This window comes from Pseudomonas sp. CFBP13528, from assembly GCF_005233615.1.
Taxonomy (GTDB): Bacteria; Pseudomonadota; Gammaproteobacteria; order Pseudomonadales; family Pseudomonadaceae; genus Aquipseudomonas; species Aquipseudomonas fluorescens_AM.
The window spans coordinates 163,122-179,916 of record NZ_QGAJ01000010.1 but is presented as its reverse complement, the minus strand read 5'-3'; the positions used below and the strand labels follow the sequence as shown (position 1 = coordinate 179,916).

Annotated in this window: 12 protein-coding genes; 5 read left to right on the top strand and 7 right to left on the bottom strand. The window is 53.5% G+C overall.

Annotated elements, in window-relative coordinates; translation table 11 throughout:
- Positions 1-338: 338 nt before the first annotated feature.
- The gene (locus PspCFBP13528_RS18895) at positions 339-4,922 is read right to left on the bottom strand and encodes an AAA domain-containing protein (protein ID WP_137201228.1); all 4,584 of its coding nucleotides are present in this window, start codon (positions 4,920-4,922) and stop codon (positions 339-341) included.
- Between the two features lie 349 nt (positions 4,923-5,271).
- On the opposite strand from PspCFBP13528_RS18895, the gene PspCFBP13528_RS18890 reads away from it, so the two are divergent.
- Positions 5,272-6,567 carry an ImmA/IrrE family metallo-endopeptidase gene (locus PspCFBP13528_RS18890; RefSeq protein ID WP_137201227.1) on the top strand — a complete coding sequence of 432 codons (1,296 nt, stop codon included), beginning with the start codon at positions 5,272-5,274 and terminating at the stop codon, positions 6,565-6,567.
- Positions 6,568-6,687: 120 nt separating this feature from the next.
- Here PspCFBP13528_RS18890 and PspCFBP13528_RS18885 read toward each other — a convergent pair whose 3' ends face one another.
- On the bottom strand, positions 6,688-7,380 hold the full coding sequence (locus PspCFBP13528_RS18885; RefSeq protein WP_137201226.1) for an ImmA/IrrE family metallo-endopeptidase: 693 nt from the start codon (positions 7,378-7,380) through the stop codon (positions 6,688-6,690).
- 296 nt (positions 7,381-7,676) lie between these two features.
- On the bottom strand, positions 7,677-8,744 hold the full coding sequence (locus tag PspCFBP13528_RS18880) for a DNA-binding protein (RefSeq protein WP_137201225.1): 1,068 nt from the start codon (positions 8,742-8,744) through the stop codon (positions 7,677-7,679).
- A gap of 196 nt (positions 8,745-8,940) precedes the next feature.
- On the opposite strand from PspCFBP13528_RS18880, the gene PspCFBP13528_RS18875 reads away from it, so the two are divergent.
- The 3 genes from PspCFBP13528_RS18875 to PspCFBP13528_RS18865 all read left to right on the top strand — a co-directional run bounded on the left by PspCFBP13528_RS18875 (position 8,941) and on the right by PspCFBP13528_RS18865 (position 11,246).
- Positions 8,941-9,891: a site-specific integrase gene (locus PspCFBP13528_RS18875; protein ID WP_137201224.1), complete on the top strand. Its 951-nt coding sequence runs from the start codon at positions 8,941-8,943 to the stop codon at positions 9,889-9,891.
- A 494-nt stretch (positions 9,892-10,385) separates the two neighbouring features.
- Positions 10,386-10,997, top strand: coding sequence for a hypothetical protein (locus tag PspCFBP13528_RS18870; protein ID WP_137201223.1), 612 nt, complete (start codon positions 10,386-10,388; stop codon positions 10,995-10,997).
- A 21-nt stretch (positions 10,998-11,018) separates the two neighbouring features.
- On the top strand, positions 11,019-11,246 hold the full coding sequence (locus PspCFBP13528_RS18865; RefSeq protein ID WP_137201222.1) for a hypothetical protein: 228 nt from the start codon (positions 11,019-11,021) through the stop codon (positions 11,244-11,246).
- 42 nt (positions 11,247-11,288) lie between these two features.
- Here PspCFBP13528_RS18865 and PspCFBP13528_RS18860 read toward each other — a convergent pair whose 3' ends face one another.
- The 4 genes from PspCFBP13528_RS18860 to PspCFBP13528_RS18845 all read right to left on the bottom strand — a co-directional run bounded on the left by PspCFBP13528_RS18860 (position 11,289) and on the right by PspCFBP13528_RS18845 (position 16,104).
- Positions 11,289-12,476 carry a restriction endonuclease gene (locus PspCFBP13528_RS18860; protein ID WP_137201221.1) on the bottom strand — a complete coding sequence of 396 codons (1,188 nt, stop codon included), beginning with the start codon at positions 12,474-12,476 and terminating at the stop codon, positions 11,289-11,291.
- Between the two features lie 877 nt (positions 12,477-13,353).
- Entirely contained in the window at positions 13,354-14,463 is a 1,110-nt protein-coding gene (locus PspCFBP13528_RS18855; protein ID WP_137201220.1) for a hypothetical protein, read from the bottom strand.
- Positions 14,464-14,684: 221 nt separating this feature from the next.
- Positions 14,685-15,506, bottom strand: coding sequence for a ubiquinol-cytochrome C chaperone family protein (locus tag PspCFBP13528_RS18850; protein ID WP_137201219.1), 822 nt, complete (start codon positions 15,504-15,506; stop codon positions 14,685-14,687).
- A complete protein-coding gene (locus tag PspCFBP13528_RS18845; RefSeq protein WP_137201218.1) occupies positions 15,496-16,104 on the bottom strand; it encodes a helix-turn-helix transcriptional regulator in 609 nt (202 codons plus the stop codon). The genes PspCFBP13528_RS18850 and PspCFBP13528_RS18845 overlap by 11 nt, the downstream gene beginning before the upstream one ends.
- Positions 16,105-16,273: 169 nt before the next feature.
- On the opposite strand from PspCFBP13528_RS18845, the gene PspCFBP13528_RS18840 reads away from it, so the two are divergent.
- Positions 16,274-16,651, top strand: a complete 378-nt coding sequence (locus PspCFBP13528_RS18840; RefSeq protein WP_122416969.1) for a hypothetical protein — start codon at positions 16,274-16,276, stop codon at positions 16,649-16,651.
- Positions 16,652-16,795 lie beyond the last annotated feature (144 nt).

Here is a 16,795-nt window from a genome sequence, read left to right as displayed (position 1 = left end):
AAAATCGACTTGATCGGGAATTCCTTCCCTGACCGAACCGTATCTCCCCATCACAATACGCATTTCTTCTTCACTTAATTCAATAGCCATAGATCTACCTTGGAAATCATTAGCAACTGTCACGGGTGTGAGTGCCCCTCGTACTGCGGTTGGCAATTTTGTTAGGGGGCTTGTCAGACCGCATGGTCGAGATCTGCGGATGCCGATGATAGCAATGGGATTGCCAGCCATGCTCCCGCCGACCACCACACCTTATCTTCATCGCCAGTTGCTCCGTCGAAGCCGCCAGCTTGGGACTGCCGCGCACAAGTTGATCTTGCGCGCGGTCAGTCAAGTCTTCAGATCGGAAGTGCTTGCTCCTCCCCTGCAGTCGGTAAGGCTTCCAGGACTTTGATGTCTTCATCCTCATCATCTTGGGATGCAGTGCCCGCGGGTGACCATTCCCGTAGCTCAACAACAGCTGGGAGCTTGTCCAAGGCGTGAGTTGGTTCGATACCGAGCTCAGCCAGGCGCTGGATGAGCTCCGCGAAGATTTCCTCCTTATGCATGCTCCAGGATGAGGCGAAGCACCGCCAGAACGTCCACCCTGCACGTTCAAGGATACGCTGGCGATTCATGTCTGCCTCCCAGCGATCGGGGCCATGGAAGGCATCTCCATCACACTCGATTGCCAGACGATTATCGTTGGCTCCCTCGACGACCATGTCGAGCCTGAATGCCCCACTCTTTACTTGCGGGATGACGCGGTAGCCCCGCTCAACCAGTCTGCTGAAGACCTGCTGCTCAAATCCAGACTCGCAAAGCTTGATGAGGCCATCCTGATCGACCTCCTGCTCTGTGAGTGGTTTGCTGAAGTACTCCAGGAGTGTACGACGAACATCTTTCAGGGAAAGGTGATCCAGGGTCACCGATCGAATCAGGTACATCCTATCGCGTGCACGGCTTGCGGCTACGTTGAACCGCTGTTCAGCAGCAATGCCTGAAAGTGGATGGCAGTTCTCTGGATCTGCGACCATGGAAATGAAGATGATGTCGCGCTCGCTTCCCTGGAAGGTGCTGGCGTCACCACACGCAAATTCACGAGCGTGGAGCTCAGCGGCCGGGCATCGTTCACGTACTAGCGAATCGATGAATTTGGCTTGTTCCATGCCCCCTAACAGCGTTACCACACCAATCGTGCGACCCGCATACTTGTCATCCTTGATAAGTGCCTGGATTTCTTCAACGATGGCTTCTGCCTCAAGCCTGTTGCAGCCCTTCTTGTTCCTCACTCCGTCTTTGACATAAATGTCCACTAGAGGTGGATCGAGGCGCTCGGATGGTCGAGGGATTCGAAGGGGCTGGATCGCACCGCCGTAGAACTGGTTGGAATAGGAAATGATGGGAGGAACGCAGCGGAAGTGCTCACGCAACATAACCATATGGCCAGCGAAGACTCGCGATGCCAAATCGTAAAGAGATTTATCCGGCGTCATGTCGGCGCCATAGGGCTGGTCATTCAGGAACCGGTTACGAAGCTCGCCGATCCTCTTGCCGGATTTGAAGCCACCATCGGGAGAAACTTGCTTGTCATCCCCTACTACCAGTACCTTTTTGGCCCTGACGATAGCCGGCAAAGCCCATAAGTCTGACTGGCTCGCCTCATCCACAATCACCAGGTCGAAGGCGCCTATTTCCGCCGGCATGGACTCAGAAATCTTGGCGTGACTCATGATCCAGCATGGCACGGCACCGGCAGCATCCTGCATGCACTGCTGAGCATCGCGGCGATAACGCTCCGCGTTCGGCCCTGTCCCCTGCCCTATCTTGCGTATCGCTGTCGAGTAGCCGGCTAGTGCTTGCAGTACCATCGGGCTGGCATTGGCTTTAGTGGACAGCCAAGCCGCTCGGCTCACCACTTCCCGATACATACGTGCCAGGCCAGCTTCGAGTTTTACTCGCTTGCCATTTAGCTCGACGAGCTCATGACGCGCTTCGATGCTCTGCAGGTGAGAGCGTATTTGCGCATGCTGCCACGCCTCCTTCCAACTACTTGGGAAAGCCAGGTCTTCAGCTCCGTTTTCAACAGGAACGGTCAGCAACCGACCGGAAAGATTTTCCGCTCCAGCTGTCATCACCCGATGCGCGCCCTCCCTGACATAATTCAGGAGGCCACCGAGTTCTCTGATCCGCTGTAGTTCTGTCAGCAAGTCGACATACTGGGACACGACCCGATGCGTATCTTGATCCGGGCTGCCTAGGCACTCCAGAACGAATGTACGAAGCCGGCAGGAGATTGGGCTGTCGCCCGCGACTTTGGCCTGCAGAATTGCGAGTGAGGCGCCCGCCATGCTGAGATCTAATCGAGCAAGGTTTTGAGTGAGGTGATCCCGCAGGCGACGAATCTCGACGATTGTCAGCCTATGCATGTTATCGGGCGCATCTGCGAAGACCGCCTCGCAGAGTGGCTGTACTTTTTCGGCGTAGAGTGAGGTGAGCTCGAGCGCAGCCTGAACTGTACTAACGGTGATCTCCAGTTGCCGCAGATGTGCCGTTCCCGCTTGAAGTCGCGGAATCCCCAGTGTCTCGGCCAGAGGGTTCCAACGCGCAGTGAAAGATCTCACGTCCGCGTAAAGCTTCAGGTAGTCCTGGACGATCTTCCACTGCTCGGCAGACTTTGGCGCTGAGCCATTGATCCGAACATTGCTGACGTGTGTCTTGGCTTGGGATGCTCCGAAGCTCATCAGACCAAAAGGCTTTCCTGTTTCGGTAGCTCTATCCACGGCCTCAGATGTTTTCTCGCAATCCAAGGCTTCCTCTGGGAACTCAATAAAGTTTTCCAGCATGACTTTGCGCCGTTGCATCAAAGCCTGTGCGGCTGGAAGCATGCCTACTAAGACTGATATTTCACTGTCGTACCGTCCACCTGCGGCCTTGAGTCGCAGCTCCTGCGACCATAGAATTTCGCAGTCCCCGTCGTCGTGCAGCGCCATAAGCTTTTCTTCGCAATGACCCAGCTCCAAATCTAGATTCTTGGCGGCAGCGACAACGGCTTCACTTTCGGATTTCAGGGGTATGAGATCCCCCTGACCTAAAGCATATTCGAGCGACTTTAGCTGGCAGATTGAGCCGTGGAGCTTGCCGATCTCCGCAGCTGCCGGTAATTGCTCAACTTCAGGCAGACTGGAATTGATGTAGACAAGGTCACGCCCGAGGTCGCGACGGGCCTGTCTTAAGCCCCTACCGAACTCATCGTCAAAAGGCAGCGAGTGTTCGGGAGACAACGAAAGTTCGTCGTCAAACCAGGCGTACTGGTCGCCGCCCTTCATCAGAAGCTCAGCAAGCTCTTCCGCACGATACTTGGCATCGCCTACCTGGATTTCGGAAAGCTGATTCAGGGCAATCTCATTGACGCGTCGATCAAGCCTCACCAGCTCGGTATGAGCAAGATCAATGGACTGGTGCAGGCGATCAATCTCACTCCGAGCAAGTGATGGATTGATTTGCGAAACTTGGTGTTGGATAGCCTCAATCGAGCCTTGGAATTGCCGGATACCCTCGCGGTCACTGGTCAGCAGCGCAACTGTCAGAGGCCGAACCTCAGCCGGTATTTTCGACTGGAGTACCTTCAGAGCCTGCTCGCCACGAGAGGTGACTAGGACACGTTTGCCAGTCGCCAGATAGTGGCAAATGATGTTGGCGATCGTATGGGTTTTGCCGGTACCAGGAGGGCCCTGAACGGCAACCCCTGGTGCGTGCTCCAGACGCTGAACGATAGTTACCTGCTCGTCATTGTATGGAAGGGGGAAATACAGTTCCTTGGGTTCAGCTCTAGATCCATCCATGCTTCGGCTGGAAAGCCCGCGGAAGTTAACGTGCTGGTAATCGATTGCAATATTCGAGGCCGGGGTCACCAACGCAAGTGGGCCGGCAGGAAGCTCGAGACATTCCTTAAGCTTCTCCCGGATCTTGCGAAGGTCGTTGATCAGCCAGTTGCTGGGTTTGGGGCGAGCAAACACCACCCACGCATTGCTTATCTGGAGCGTGTCACCTGGTTCCGGGAAGCCCTGGGCTCCATCTCCCATCACCTCCGAATATTTGCCTTTGCTGTCGAGGCTTCTGGCCGAGAGCTTGAGCACGTCAGCAAAGGTCGATGGCAAGAATGGGTTCAAAGGGGAATCGACATGTCTGCCTAGATGATCGCGAATAGCTCTTTCGCACTCGCTGGCGCCAGGTATATTGGCGTTGATCAGCGCATCGAACTCGATCATCGGCTCTGTGGCACGCGGGCGAACTTCGACCGCCATGCTCTCCTCGTTCAAAGAGATGTCGAGGGCTTGGGTCAACAATGGATAATTGAATCCCTGCTGCGCATCGTTGATCGTTAACGTCCAAGCGCTAACGCCCAAGCCCCATACCAGCTCGCGAGCAGATTTTCCCGTCTCCATCTGCTGCATCAATGCAAACATGTCGCCATAGAGGCTAATGGTCTTGCGACGTGGTTTCTCAAGCTCAGCCCATTCGTGCCACAGGACAAGATACGCCGTAAGAGCAGCCGAAGCTTGCGCGCGTACCTCGGACTCCACTGCGGCGATATCTCCACCCGGATCTTTGTCTTGCTGCTCGCGGATTAACTGGAGGAGCACCTGCTCAGAGAGCGCTGGTGGCTTGGTGGGATTGTCGCTGGCTTTGATGACGGAGCTATAGCTTCCATCAGCTGGTGCTGGAGCACGTAACTCTTCGAGCCGTTCGATTTGTAGCCAGACATTGTCGCCTGGGAACTGGAGATCAAAATGCAGCCCAGGAAGACCTAGAAGGCTCGTAGGCGGATACACGTCATTAACAGAACTCGAGAGTTGATAGCGCGACGGATCAAGCTCCTTGAGGCTTTCCTCTGCGTACTCGAATAGTCGGCTGAGGAGCTCGTTAGGCGTCCGTTGCATTTTAATACTCCGATGATTCAGGGGGTGCGACTTCAGCAGTCAATATAGAGCCAAGGATGCCATATTGCCTCTAGGTGTGGTTTTGAAATAATCGCTGTTTGACGATTGTCCTTGAGAATCGGGCGGAGCCAAATCTACCGATACGCAGATGGCGTCGGCGGGCCAAACAAACAAAGTCGTCAGCGCTTGGCTGGACGCTAACCTTCTGGTCATTGACACAAAAAGTAGAAAAAAAGACGATCATATTAACGAGCTGAGAGCCAGCGTGGCCGGGGTAACCCGTTTCTCGACCGCTATCTATTCACTTACGACTGACTTTCTTACCCTTTAACCGGAGCCTGCCCTAAATATGGAAATTGAAGCGCTCAGCACCTATGCCAAGGGCGACCGATTCGAGGAGCAGGTCTTTGAGTTCCTGTTTCGTGAGATCAATGAAGGTCGCTTCTATGCGTTTCGACCTGAGTGCTGCAAAGTTTTCAGGAAGAAGGGTTACTACTCGCGCGACCGAGAAGACTTCATCATTTTTGACATTTCTGTCGAAGTGTTCCTGCCTGGTTTCGAAACCCCATCGTTGCTTGTGCTCATCGAATGTAAGAACTACAGCGGCAAAGTGCCCGTGGGAGACATCGAAGAATTTGGTTCAAAGATAAGCCAAGTGGCCGGCTTCAATGCCAAGGGTGTTTTTGCGTCTGCCAGTGCGTTTCAGTCCGGCACGTTCAACATTGCTCGGAATCGAGGCTTCGGTGTCTTGCGTTACTTCGATCAAACTGAGTTTCGATGGGAGCTTCCTCGCGCCCTGCTAACCGGGGCGCGTAGCGCTAGAGCCCGTAAGCGCGCAGAGATCGAATACGCTCTAACCCAGACGGATTTTCGGCATACTGTTTATAGCGCCTATGCCGTAACTCCTGCCGGCTTTACGGATGGTTGGGAAGGCATCTGGAAAGGCCTCGACCTTGAGAGTGCCTTTAAAGAGAACGACCTTAGTCTGATTCGTCAGCCCACGCTTATTGCGACACCCAGGGTCGCGTTCATTTCGCGGGACGGAATAGATCGCTTGGCTCAGCAGGCGTTGAAATCCATCTCATACATCCGGGGAGAGGTCGATCTTACTAAGCTAGCGTCCAGGGAGGCTGATGTCAGTGGCCTGTCCGTGAGCTTCATTGAGGACTCGGGCTCAGCCCTCGGCTGTATAACGTTCAACCCGCTTGAGATCAAAATTTTCGGGGCAGATAGCCAATCCCACTTGGCCCGATTCACACTCGCCCATGAGTTGGGGCATCACTTTCTAGGTCATAAGCGCTACATGACTCGAGAAGCCATCCGAGCGCAGGACATTGACCAGAGCCAGCTCATCACCATCCCTAAAGGGGAAGTCGAGCGGTTGGAGTGGCAAGCAAATACGTTTGCTTCATGTCTCTTGATGCCTAAAGAGGACTTTCAGGCTGCGTTTGGGTTGTTACTACAGCATCTTGGCATCCGAAACCGTGGTCACGGCCATCTGTATCTGGACAGTCAGAGGGACAACGTCATCCAGTTTCATGCTGTGTGCAATTCTCTGAGCGAATATTTTAACGTTTCGAAGACAGCGATCCGATTGCGCATGAGGGCGTTGGAACTGCTGGTCGAGGTTGGTCGGCAAGATTGATCTGCATCTCACGGGGAGTTTATGACGCATGGTCGGGCGGTTCCTGAGCGTACAGTTCTTTATCGCCCCGCCACACTTTTGCACTCCGATCGATACCTAGCGCCTACTCAAGCCCCCAAGCTACGGCCAGCGTACTAAACCAAGCTCCTTGAGTCGTAACGCCATTGCCGAATCGGATACTCCAAACTGCGTAGCAAGCGATACGACGTTGAGGTTATTGAAGCGTTGGCACCGCGCCAGTGCCAGCTCTCGTTCCAAGGAGTCTGACGAGGCATACAACAAACCTTCGATGTTATGCGCATCGAGGTGATATGCGACCGTATCGTTAAAGTGAAGCTGGTCTCCACATAGGAATAGACGCCTGAAACGGTCAGCGACCAGCTTCGCAGGCATCAAAAAACAAGCCGCAAAGAAATCAGCATCCCTTTCTTCAGGGTTTCGAGGCCCGCCGACTGGACGGCCATCTAACGCCCGATCCCTATGCATAACCTCACCTTTATGTAGGGCGAGGTGGCCGATCTCATGAGCACCCGTGAACAGTTTTACCGTCGGAGAGAATTCTTGGGAGATGGCAATGCGGTTCGCTTGGCGATCAATCAGACCTGCAATCTTAGGGCCGGAGCCGCCTTGGATGAATTTGGGGTCACCAAGATTCGGAAGCTCCCGATATTCAAAGCCGTACGCTAACGCCGCCTTCCTCGGATCACGCGCCTGAAGCGGGGTGATATCTTGATCGCCCCACAGGTGATATCGGTCGCGCCAGAGCATGCGCAATAGCTCGGATGCTTCTTTTTCGATACTTGGCATGTCCATGCAAATCACCGCATGTAGTGGTCATGGCTTGATAATAACCCAATATGTAGGGTTTTCAAGTCCCTCGAACATGCGCTGGTGGTGCTCGGCACACTGGTGCTAATTTGCTTTACTCGAGTCAGCCGCTTCGATACCTGACTTAGCTCGGGTTTCCAATCGAGTGCGGGTGTCGAGCTGTATGAAAGCTGGCGGTAATGTGCTGTTCGCCAGCATCAAGGTGAGTCGCTGATGAGCCCACTGATGCGCGGAGCATTCTTCATTGGGGCCTATCGGTTTGAGCGTGGCTTTGTTCATGGTCACTTCCTCGACGGTTTTGTGGGGGCTGTCTTTGGCTTCTCGGATGCAGGCGCAAATGTGGTATTTGAATCGCTTCCAGCTATCTCAGCCTCGGCAGCCTGCAATCGCCGGAGTCGCTCATTCTCCGATTGGGCAGCGACAAGCAGCAGTCTTGCCTCCAGCTCGCGCTCGCCGCTCTTGGCTGCTGCTTCATTCAGTGCCGTGGCGTCTTGTCGAAGCGTGGCGATCTGTTCCTGGAGCTGCTCAGCAACTCCGGCGGATCTCGCCTCCGCCAGTTTCAGGCCTTGGATCTCGCCAGTCAGTGTCTGTATGTGCGCCTCATGGCCGTGTAGCAGTTTCACCTGCTGCCTGGACTCTCCAAGCAACCGCTCGTTGTCACGATTTAAACGAGTTAGGTCATCCTGTTTCAGCACCAGCGTTTCCTGCAGCTTGCGCTTCTCCACTTGGGCATCGTGGAGTTGGGATTCATGCCGTCGTTGATCTTGTTCACGCTGCTCTTTTACAGACTCCCGGTAGTGCTCCAATGCCCCGCGCGCGTGAACATGCTTTTCCTCTAGAGAGTGGATCTGTTTATCCCGGTCACTGACCAAGGCTTCTAGGTCAGTACAGCGTTGATTAAGTCCGGCATTGCGTGTCAGCTCTGCCTGGAGTGAGGACTGCGTGGTTTTTAAGTCAGCAGTTTGAGCCTCAATCGCTGCTTGCTGAGTGTCGAGCTGCCTACGCGCTGCGGTCAGTTCAGTTTGCAGGCTGTCGATCTGCCCCTGGAGCTCTACACGCTCAATATCAAAGGCTGATCGGGACTGTTCGATCGACTCGTTACCCTCCTCCATGAGTCTATCCAGAAGGCTTTCCACCATTGCCGAAAGTTCTTCACCCATGCGTTCGCGGGACGACAGTGGGCGTGGATCGTGGGATTCGATCTCCTTCAGGTACCGGGCAATGGTTGTCTTCGACCCGGTATTCCCCAGTTCCACACGTACGGCATCGATGCTTGGGTATGTGCCCCTAGCGAGCAGAGACTGCCTTGCCTTTTGCACCACCGCCTTGTTAATGCCGCCACGCGCCATTTGAACTCCTACGATTTCGTGCTGTGTTACGTGTCATGTAATTACGTGACACGCTATCACCATTTTTGTGGATGTAAAGTCCAATAATAAAAAAGCTATAATAGTGCTTTATCGCTTCTTGACTGCTTATAGCGCCCAGAAAACCACCTAGTGGCGCTAGTAAAGCCAAACGCTCCGATTTTGAAGGCAAAGTACGATGGAAAAGGCAGATCGGTACCTCAGCGCCGGTACCCGGGAGAACACGCGAAAGAGTTACCGGGCGGCGATTGAGCACTTCGAAGTGACTTGGGGCGGGTACCTGCCCACGACCGGTGCCGGCGTCGTTCGCTACTTGGCGGAGTACGCCGACAAACTCTCCATCAATACCCTGAAGCAGCGCCTGGCAGCCCTTGCGCAATGGCACATCACCCAGGGCTTCCCTGATCCAACCAAAACGCCTGACGTGCGCCAGATGATCAAGGGCATCAGAGTCGTGCATCCTGCAAAGGTGAAACAGGCCGCCCCACTGCTCCTGAAGCACCTGGAGCAAGCGGTCACATGGCTTGAAGGGGAAGCTGTAGCCGCGATTGAACGGGGAGATTACAAATCGCTGGTGCGTCATCGTCGTTCGGTGGCGATTATCTTGATCGGGTTTTGGCGTGGCTTTCGTGGCGATGAGTTGGCCAGGCTAACGGTCGAGGATACCCAAGCCATAAGTGGAGAAGGCATTACCTTTTTCCTACCCTACACCAAGGGTGACCGACAGCATGAAGGAACTACGTTCCAGACGCCGGCGCTCACAATGCTTTGCCCCGTGGAGGCCTATATCAATTGGTTAACGGTTGCCGGGATCGCTAAAGGCCCGGTGTTCCAGCGGATAGATCGGTGGGGCAATCTTTCAGGCAAAGCTATGCAGCCGCATAGTTTGATCCCCGTGCTCCGTCGCATTTTCAAAGAGGCAGGATTGCCTGCGGAGTTGTATAGCAGCCACTCGATGAGGCGAGGTTTTGCAACGTGGGCCTCCGCCAATGGGTGGGACATCAAGGGGCTCATGAGCTATGTGGGCTGGAAGGATATGAAGTCGGCGCTGCGTTATGTCGATGCGGGCATGTCGTTTGGTGGCTTGGCGTTGCGCAATACAAGCCCCAAGCTCGTGCCCCTTGCCTGACAAAGAGCAGATCGTCCTTTGAAGTCGGGGGCCGAACGGATGAGTACATTGGCCCGACATACTTGATGGGGGCTCCATTGAAGGATTCGGCGATCTGATTTTACTCGCCATCCAATCCTCGAAATCTTGCACCCGCTCATTCATAAGAGGGTGGTCGGCGGCTGAGGCAGCGATCAAGAAAGCAACGGCTTGACCCGTTTCCACGCAAACCAAAAGATCACGACCTATGTGCCAGCTGTTACCGCTTGGTACGCCGGCGAGCGAAAATCCGAACTCATCGTTTCCCTCACCCCCGACGGCCAGGATAAGTGTTGAGGCACGCTCTGAATTTAGAAGCTGTATTTTGACTAGAGCTATTCCTAATTCTGAATATCATACGGCCATGGATCCAGAAACGAGACGGCATGATGAGACAATGCTTTGGAAGGACGCGCAACGGAACCAGATGCAAAAGATCTGGAAATTGGTGGCTGTTTTGTGCTGAGCATCGACTGATGGGTCTATTGGCAATCCCGCTAATCATCTGGGGGGCTTTAAATTTCGCAGGCAATGCCACCTCTGTTCTGGGCTGGCTATCGATCATGCCACGTGACCTCGCGGGCTTGATCAATCCTCCTCAGGTATCGCTACCAGATGCGATCAAGTCTGCTGTGGTTGAGGGGGGCAACTACACAACGGCGCCCACCAGTGAGACCCTAGTGGCCAAGGTGATTACCCGCGCTAGCTTGGATGATGCAAACTCAGGCGCTGACATGCCTTTTCTGTTTTCGCTGGTGAGTCCGTTCAAACCTACCGGAATGAATACGATCTTCCGAGGCGACGGCTGCAGATTCCTCGGAAAAGGGAGGGGGATTTCTCAAGACAAAAACGGAGGGTACATCGACATCGTCGGTGCATCGTGTGTGGACGACCGTGGTATCGCTTACGAACTCCACGCGCAGGGAACGCGTCGGCTTGGCTTTGTGGCCAACGTGGGTGATTTTACCAGCGGTACTGTGAAGTTGATCCAGGACAAAGGGGATCACACGCTGCAGCATGCCGAGAATGTGATGCTCCGTTTCGACCAACCAGTTGCCCTACTCCTGGAGGCAGGTCGAGTCAGGTGAGAAAGATGCGTGGCTGATTGCATGACATTGTCACACGCAGTTTTAGTAGCTCTGCCCGCAGAGCGCATTTCCGGAACAGATGCGGCCATTTGCAAAGCCGCCAAAAATGTTGTCAAGAAGCTGCATTGCAACAAGCGTGACATCAAATGGGAGACCATTGAAAGCAAGAACCCGAGAGATCTTGTGCGCCACATCGCCGAAAACATCGGCTCCGAACTGCCGCGGCTCCAACCCACTTCCTCGCCCTAGATGCGCCGGTTTGGCGAACACGCCTGGATGAAGGTGATTTGACTAATCAATGTAGCTGAAGAAACAGGATTGGCGATTCCAGGTCGAGTAGAGGTTTCTACCATCCCAGTAGCTCACGCATCCATCACTACTCACCGACCGTTTGGCACGAAAGACAGTTTCCATTTGCTTCATCCCCAGGATCTGGGGATCGAGGACAGGCGCCTCATGGCCCTCAAGCCCATAAGAATCTTGTGAGAGGTTCCGCCTAGGGAGACGCATGAGCAAAGCCGCATGTTTGGTTTCCTTGAGAACCAGCGCGAACGAGTTAGTGATCGTGCGGTAGCCGGTGTGAGCGTGGGTCACCAATGCATGTTCTCCGTGATCAACACGCCGTAAAACTGACAGTAGATGTGCGTCTGAAATCAGTAGCGACTTATCCTGGATAATTCCTTCCTGAGCCTGCTTACACCACTCAGCAACGTCATCGGAAGTCTTAAGCTGAAGCACTCCATTTGAACGGCGCGCAAAATCCGCCGCACCGGGGAGGTACCGAGATGTTGTGACAAAGATGCCATGGTGCGCGCCATCGTTAGCGACGGCACCACGGAGCGCCTGAACAGCGTCGAGGCGTATGGGCCTGTGGGGCGCGTAACGTTTTGCCTGCACATAGGTAAGCGTGTCCCCTAACGGCCCTCGCTGGAGCAACCGAACATCTACACCTCCATCACCAATTCCGGGCCCGACTTCAGACTCATACCCTAGGCTCTGGAAGACCCGATAAAGCAAGATCTCGAATTCGCGGTGGTGCAGGTTGTACAGGCGCTCAGGACGCGCTTGGAAATACCTATACAGCTCAGCGTACACATCTCCGAAATCCTCAACAATTAGGCTACATACCCATTTCCAATGGAAGTACTCATCGTAGGCCGCCTGCATTTCTTCCGTCGTCGCAAAGAAGTAGTAGGAGCAGCCGTCATAGTTTTCAAACCAGAAACCGTGTGCCCCACAAATCTGATCGAGCTCAGCTCGCGATCGAGGGTCAAGATCTTCATCCAGCAGGCGAGCAAGGTGCCCATCGCTGTAAAGGATGAAAACCACAGCCTCTTCACCAGGCTCACCTTGCACGCGCTCTGCGTATGATGTGAAGCCACTATCGCGCCACAAGTCGCTTCCTTCTGCCCATGACTTGATGTCTCGTTGAGCGTTCTGAATACGCTGCTCTAGGTCGCGATCAGCAAAAGCTGGCATATGCTCTCCTCGTTGAGGCTCTAGAAGCGATCGATCAGAGATCTACATCATCGAAAATATCGTGACCAGAATGCTGAGCCGTCGGCTGAATCAGATAACTTCGGCCCACTGCTGGCTCACATCCACGCGCCCGTGATACCTCGGCGATCCAGTCGTCGATACGCTGCATCTGTGTGGCAACCGCATCCTCCAGGGCAAGCCTCAAGAATGCCATCTAACTGCTCTATGAAATCGGAGAGGAAGGGTTCAGGATCCTAATCGTATCCAGAAGCTTCGGTGTGCCATGTGCGAATCCTATCGAGGTCGGTCAGCATATGCTTCTGCACACTGGCAAGAAAAACTCTCTCGCTCCTGCCTCTCGAAAAACTCATTCATCTCTTGGTCATAAATGTACACCAGCTCATCTTCTTCAAAGACCGCCTGGTGGATCTTGATCGATTAGAACTCTGGCGGATGCGGGCGTGAGACCACTGCGCAACAAGCGAAGGACTAGATCAGAAACGCTTGAGAAAATGCTTTAGAGCCGGGACGAGCCCACATCTTTTCTCACAGACGCCCTAAGTCGCACGCTCTGCAGATTACCGCGACGATAAGTTGCTCAACGCAGCGTCAATCAAGTAGATGATTTGGGCGGGAGACTCATTGAAGTGTAATTCTTCAGGTACTCCGCTATCTGCGAAGCACATGAAACCCCTTGAGCACCTAAAAACCGTGACTCCAATTCGGATAGGCTCATCTGATTCTGAGACGATATAAGTCCTGAACCGCTCAAGGTCGTCTCGCGTCATTTCGAATGAGTCGACCCTAAACCAGTATGTCGTTAACTTGATTGTTGCTAGCATGTACTTCCTCTTGATCAGAGGGAGGCGCACCTCCCCTATCCACCCTTACCCACCAGCTTAATGATCCACTCATACGCCGCAACCGCTTTGCCCACTACCTCACCCGAGGTGTTCACCAGTTCTAGAGCCGATTTGATGAGGGTCAGCTGATTTCGGTTGATCCGGGTAGTCGCTATTTGTTTGCCCGGCAAAAGGCTTTCAAGTTCTCCGAACAGTTTGTCGCGGCTTTCAATCCAATGCTGAGCCTGTTCCGTCACCGATGGGATAAAGAGCCCACCACGTTGTAGCTCAATCAGTGGTGCTCGACGGCTGTCCAGCTCATCCGCCAGCCTCAACAGGCGCAAGATTTGCTCGTCTCTGTGAAATTTCTCAGATTCTTTGAAGGAGAATCGCGCTAGGACATCTTCGAGTATCTTTCGGCCTTGGCATCCTTGAGCCACGTAAGACACCACCATCCGACGATCTTCAGCACTGCCATCATACCGTCGAAGCATCTGATCCAAGATTTTAGAGATCTGACTCGTCTTTGCACCGATGCTGTTGACGAGATCTTGGATTCGCTCCAAGGACTTAGGCAGCAGGCCTGCAATACTCGAAATTTCTTTTTTGAAATTAGGCGTGCCATCCACAATTATGCGGATTTTCTGCAGGAGCTCTTTGAGATGCTCTGTTGTCCACTCTTTGTCTAAGGAAAGGACAATGGACTCATCCACTCCATGCACGACCAAGCAGAGGCATGGGAGGTCGACGGGTTCCACGTTGAAAATCTGCATGAAGTCCGGAACGAACCGGGCCATTCCTCTTGCTGACGTCTTTGCTACATGATCACGGTGGTGCTCCCACTCATCAGTGAGATCTCGAAAGCTCGTTGTGTCCCGTAAGGGTAAAGCCACTCCTGAAAACGCCCCTACCTCACCAAGACCCCGGTCAAGTCCTACCGCTGAACTTCCAGTGGGGTCGAGCAGGATGAAGGCTACCTCGCCACCGAGCACCGCGTCTGCAGCTGAAAAGCCCAGGATCAAGTCCTTCAACTTTTGCTGGTCTTCCAATTCCGGCGCCAGCATGACGCACATGATTCTTTGTTTTTCTTGCTTGACGTGGAACCAGTCAATGAGCTCCTGCGGAGTTGCGGAAGTGATCAGCATTGGTCTTCCCTTCTAATGCACAGTTAAGTCTGTAGGTGTTTGATCCATGGTATGCGTAGTGCTACAAGGCGATTAGGCTCATCCGCTTCTGGGACGATTTTAGCTCTGAACCGTTCAAGGTCGTCTCGTCTCATTTCGAATGAGTCGACCCGAAGTCAGTATGTCGTTATCGTGATTGTTCCTAGCATGTACTGTCTCTTGACCAGAGGAAGGCTTAGTAATTAAGCAGCCGCAGCGTTGCCACACTCTGAGCAGTAGCGTGCCGAGTGCGCGACTGGATGCTGGCAATGGCTGCAGCTTTTGACGGTACGCGCCATGATCGCTTTCTGGCGCATGTAGGCAAGTTGGACAACGCATGGAACCGTAACCCTGTAAGCAGGACTGGCTAGGTCAGCGGCTGTCCACAGTGCAGTAATCGCCCATCCGATTGGCCCAATCGCAACACTTATGCTCCTCATAAGCTGGCCCGTTGCTACAAACGAAAGCCCTTTGCCGAGAATGGCCTTGGCAATGGCATTCGCCACAATCGCTGCGATCTTGTAGGTCGCAAAGCCTCCAGCTTTCGCGGCGCAAATGGTTGCGATCGCTGCTGCTGGGCCTGCAGTGGAGTAGCTCGCGACGCCCAAATCATCCAAAATCTCTTTACGTTCCGCATCAGTCATTTGCTCGAATGCACGAGACAGAATTTTTCCGAGAATCTCCTGCTCAATCACGTTCACCGGATCATCCGCAAAGTTGACCTTCAGGTGTTTGGCCACATCTTTGACGATCTCGTCATACGCGACGCCGTCCTTGCGGAACAAGTTCAGCAACGAGTTGCCACCAAACAGGCGAATTTCTTTTGCGATTAGCTGATGATCGGCGTCTGTGTAGCGGCCGGCGTCCCGGGCAGCCACGAGACGCTTACAGACGTCGCCATCCAAGGCCAAGCGGCCTTCCCCGTTGTCGGTGAGGTAATTCACAACTGCGCTGATGTCCTCGATATCAGAGACCGATATAATCGCCTCGATGTTGGAGGTAGATAGGACTTCATCAAGATTCATGGGTTGCTCCTGGGTCAATGATTCGTGCGCCCATCACGATGCATAGAGGTAAAAGATGCGTGTAAATGCCTTGTTCGAAGTCCGGATGCGCCGGCATAGCAGCAGTGGCGAGAATGCCTTGCTGCACCTTTCTTCCCAGCGCCGAATCTGAGCGATTTTCGACGCCCACGTACTTGGCCATACGTAGCACTGTGGCAGCCCGGGTCAAAGGACGATTGTTCTGCTCATTGCTCAGCACCTCAATCATTGAGCTTATGGACTCGTTGTTCCGCACGTGACCGACTTCAAGCAGTGCACGTGCAAGCTGCAGCCAGTCTTCCTCACTCATCAAAAGCAATGCTGGAGAAATGTTGAGTGCGGAAGCCAGGCGGCAAAGCGTCTCAAGGTCAGGGTTGGCCTCGGTGTGCTGTGTCAAATATTTACTGATCGTTGATCGCGCAACGCCTGAGTCTTTGGATAGGTGCTGCTGCGTCAGCTTTTTAGGCTCGCCACTGTCTGTGATGCCTGAAACTTGCATGGCACGGAGAAGGTTTGCACTTAGCCCGCGCTGGGTCTTCTTGAGGATTTCGCTTCCTGGTGCGATAGCATCTGTTGTCATGCGGCCACGTCCTTTCTGGTGGCGCAATGATATCGTCGACTTTCCACCTGTCCAGCACGAATGTCCTCTGATGCGGACATTCCACAACGCGTATGCACTTTGTAGCACACGGAGGACATTGTGAGCTGAAGTCCTCATCATTGGTAGAAAGAGAAATGAAGTATCTGACATGATCTTTTCGAACTTGCTGCAGCCCGGTAGTAAGGTCGTCAGGGAAATCAAAATGACTCATGTAACACTGTCGCTTGACTTTGAAAATGCGAATGCTGTTCGCAAAAAGGCTTACAAGTTTTTGGCCGAAGAAGAATGGGTTAAATTGGATAGCGTCGATACTGTTTGGGTAATCGACTATCCAGAATATAATTACAATTATTCGGACGACGTCAGGAAAATTCATTACAACATCGCCAAGACACTAAAGCAGTGCGCAAAAGATCTGGACATCGAGCGCATCAACTACATTGTCCAGGTCGGCGACCGCTTGGCGATTCAGCGCCAAGTGACCTACAAGTATGGTGTTGCAGAAGAGAAAGGCTACGCGAAGTAGGCGATTCGCCCAAGGGGCTGACTTCGCAGCCCCTTGATGTATCTATCAGCAAAACAGGTTATCCATGGATCTTTCACACTGATCAGCTCAGGTTCAGCCATTACCCCGCATGCGAAAAAGCACCCCTACTCCTTTCTCAACCTG

Excerpts from the sequence above, each read along its gene's own strand:
- PspCFBP13528_RS18855 (WP_137201220.1), bottom strand. The coding sequence starts at position 14,463 with ATGCTGATCACTTCCGCAACTCCGCAGGAGCTCATTGACTGGTTCCAC.
- PspCFBP13528_RS18850 (WP_137201219.1), bottom strand. The coding sequence starts at position 15,506 with ATGAATCTTGATGAAGTCCTATCTACCTCCAACATCGAGGCGATTATA.
- PspCFBP13528_RS18865 (WP_137201222.1), top strand. The coding sequence starts at position 11,019 with ATGACATTGTCACACGCAGTTTTAGTAGCTCTGCCCGCAGAGCGCATT.
- PspCFBP13528_RS18870 (WP_137201223.1), top strand. The coding sequence starts at position 10,386 with ATGGGTCTATTGGCAATCCCGCTAATCATCTGGGGGGCTTTAAATTTC.
- PspCFBP13528_RS18885 (WP_137201226.1), bottom strand. The coding sequence starts at position 7,380 with ATGGACATGCCAAGTATCGAAAAAGAAGCATCCGAGCTATTGCGCATG.
- PspCFBP13528_RS18875 (WP_137201224.1), top strand. The coding sequence starts at position 8,941 with ATGGAAAAGGCAGATCGGTACCTCAGCGCCGGTACCCGGGAGAACACG.
- PspCFBP13528_RS18880 (WP_137201225.1), bottom strand. The coding sequence starts at position 8,744 with ATGGCGCGTGGCGGCATTAACAAGGCGGTGGTGCAAAAGGCAAGGCAG.
- PspCFBP13528_RS18840 (WP_122416969.1), top strand. The coding sequence starts at position 16,274 with ATGATCTTTTCGAACTTGCTGCAGCCCGGTAGTAAGGTCGTCAGGGAA.
- PspCFBP13528_RS18890 (WP_137201227.1), top strand. The coding sequence starts at position 5,272 with ATGGAAATTGAAGCGCTCAGCACCTATGCCAAGGGCGACCGATTCGAG.
- PspCFBP13528_RS18860 (WP_137201221.1), bottom strand. The coding sequence starts at position 12,476 with ATGCCAGCTTTTGCTGATCGCGACCTAGAGCAGCGTATTCAGAACGCT.
- PspCFBP13528_RS18845 (WP_137201218.1), bottom strand. The coding sequence starts at position 16,104 with ATGACAACAGATGCTATCGCACCAGGAAGCGAAATCCTCAAGAAGACC.
- PspCFBP13528_RS18895 (WP_137201228.1), bottom strand. The coding sequence starts at position 4,922 with ATGCAACGGACGCCTAACGAGCTCCTCAGCCGACTATTCGAGTACGCA.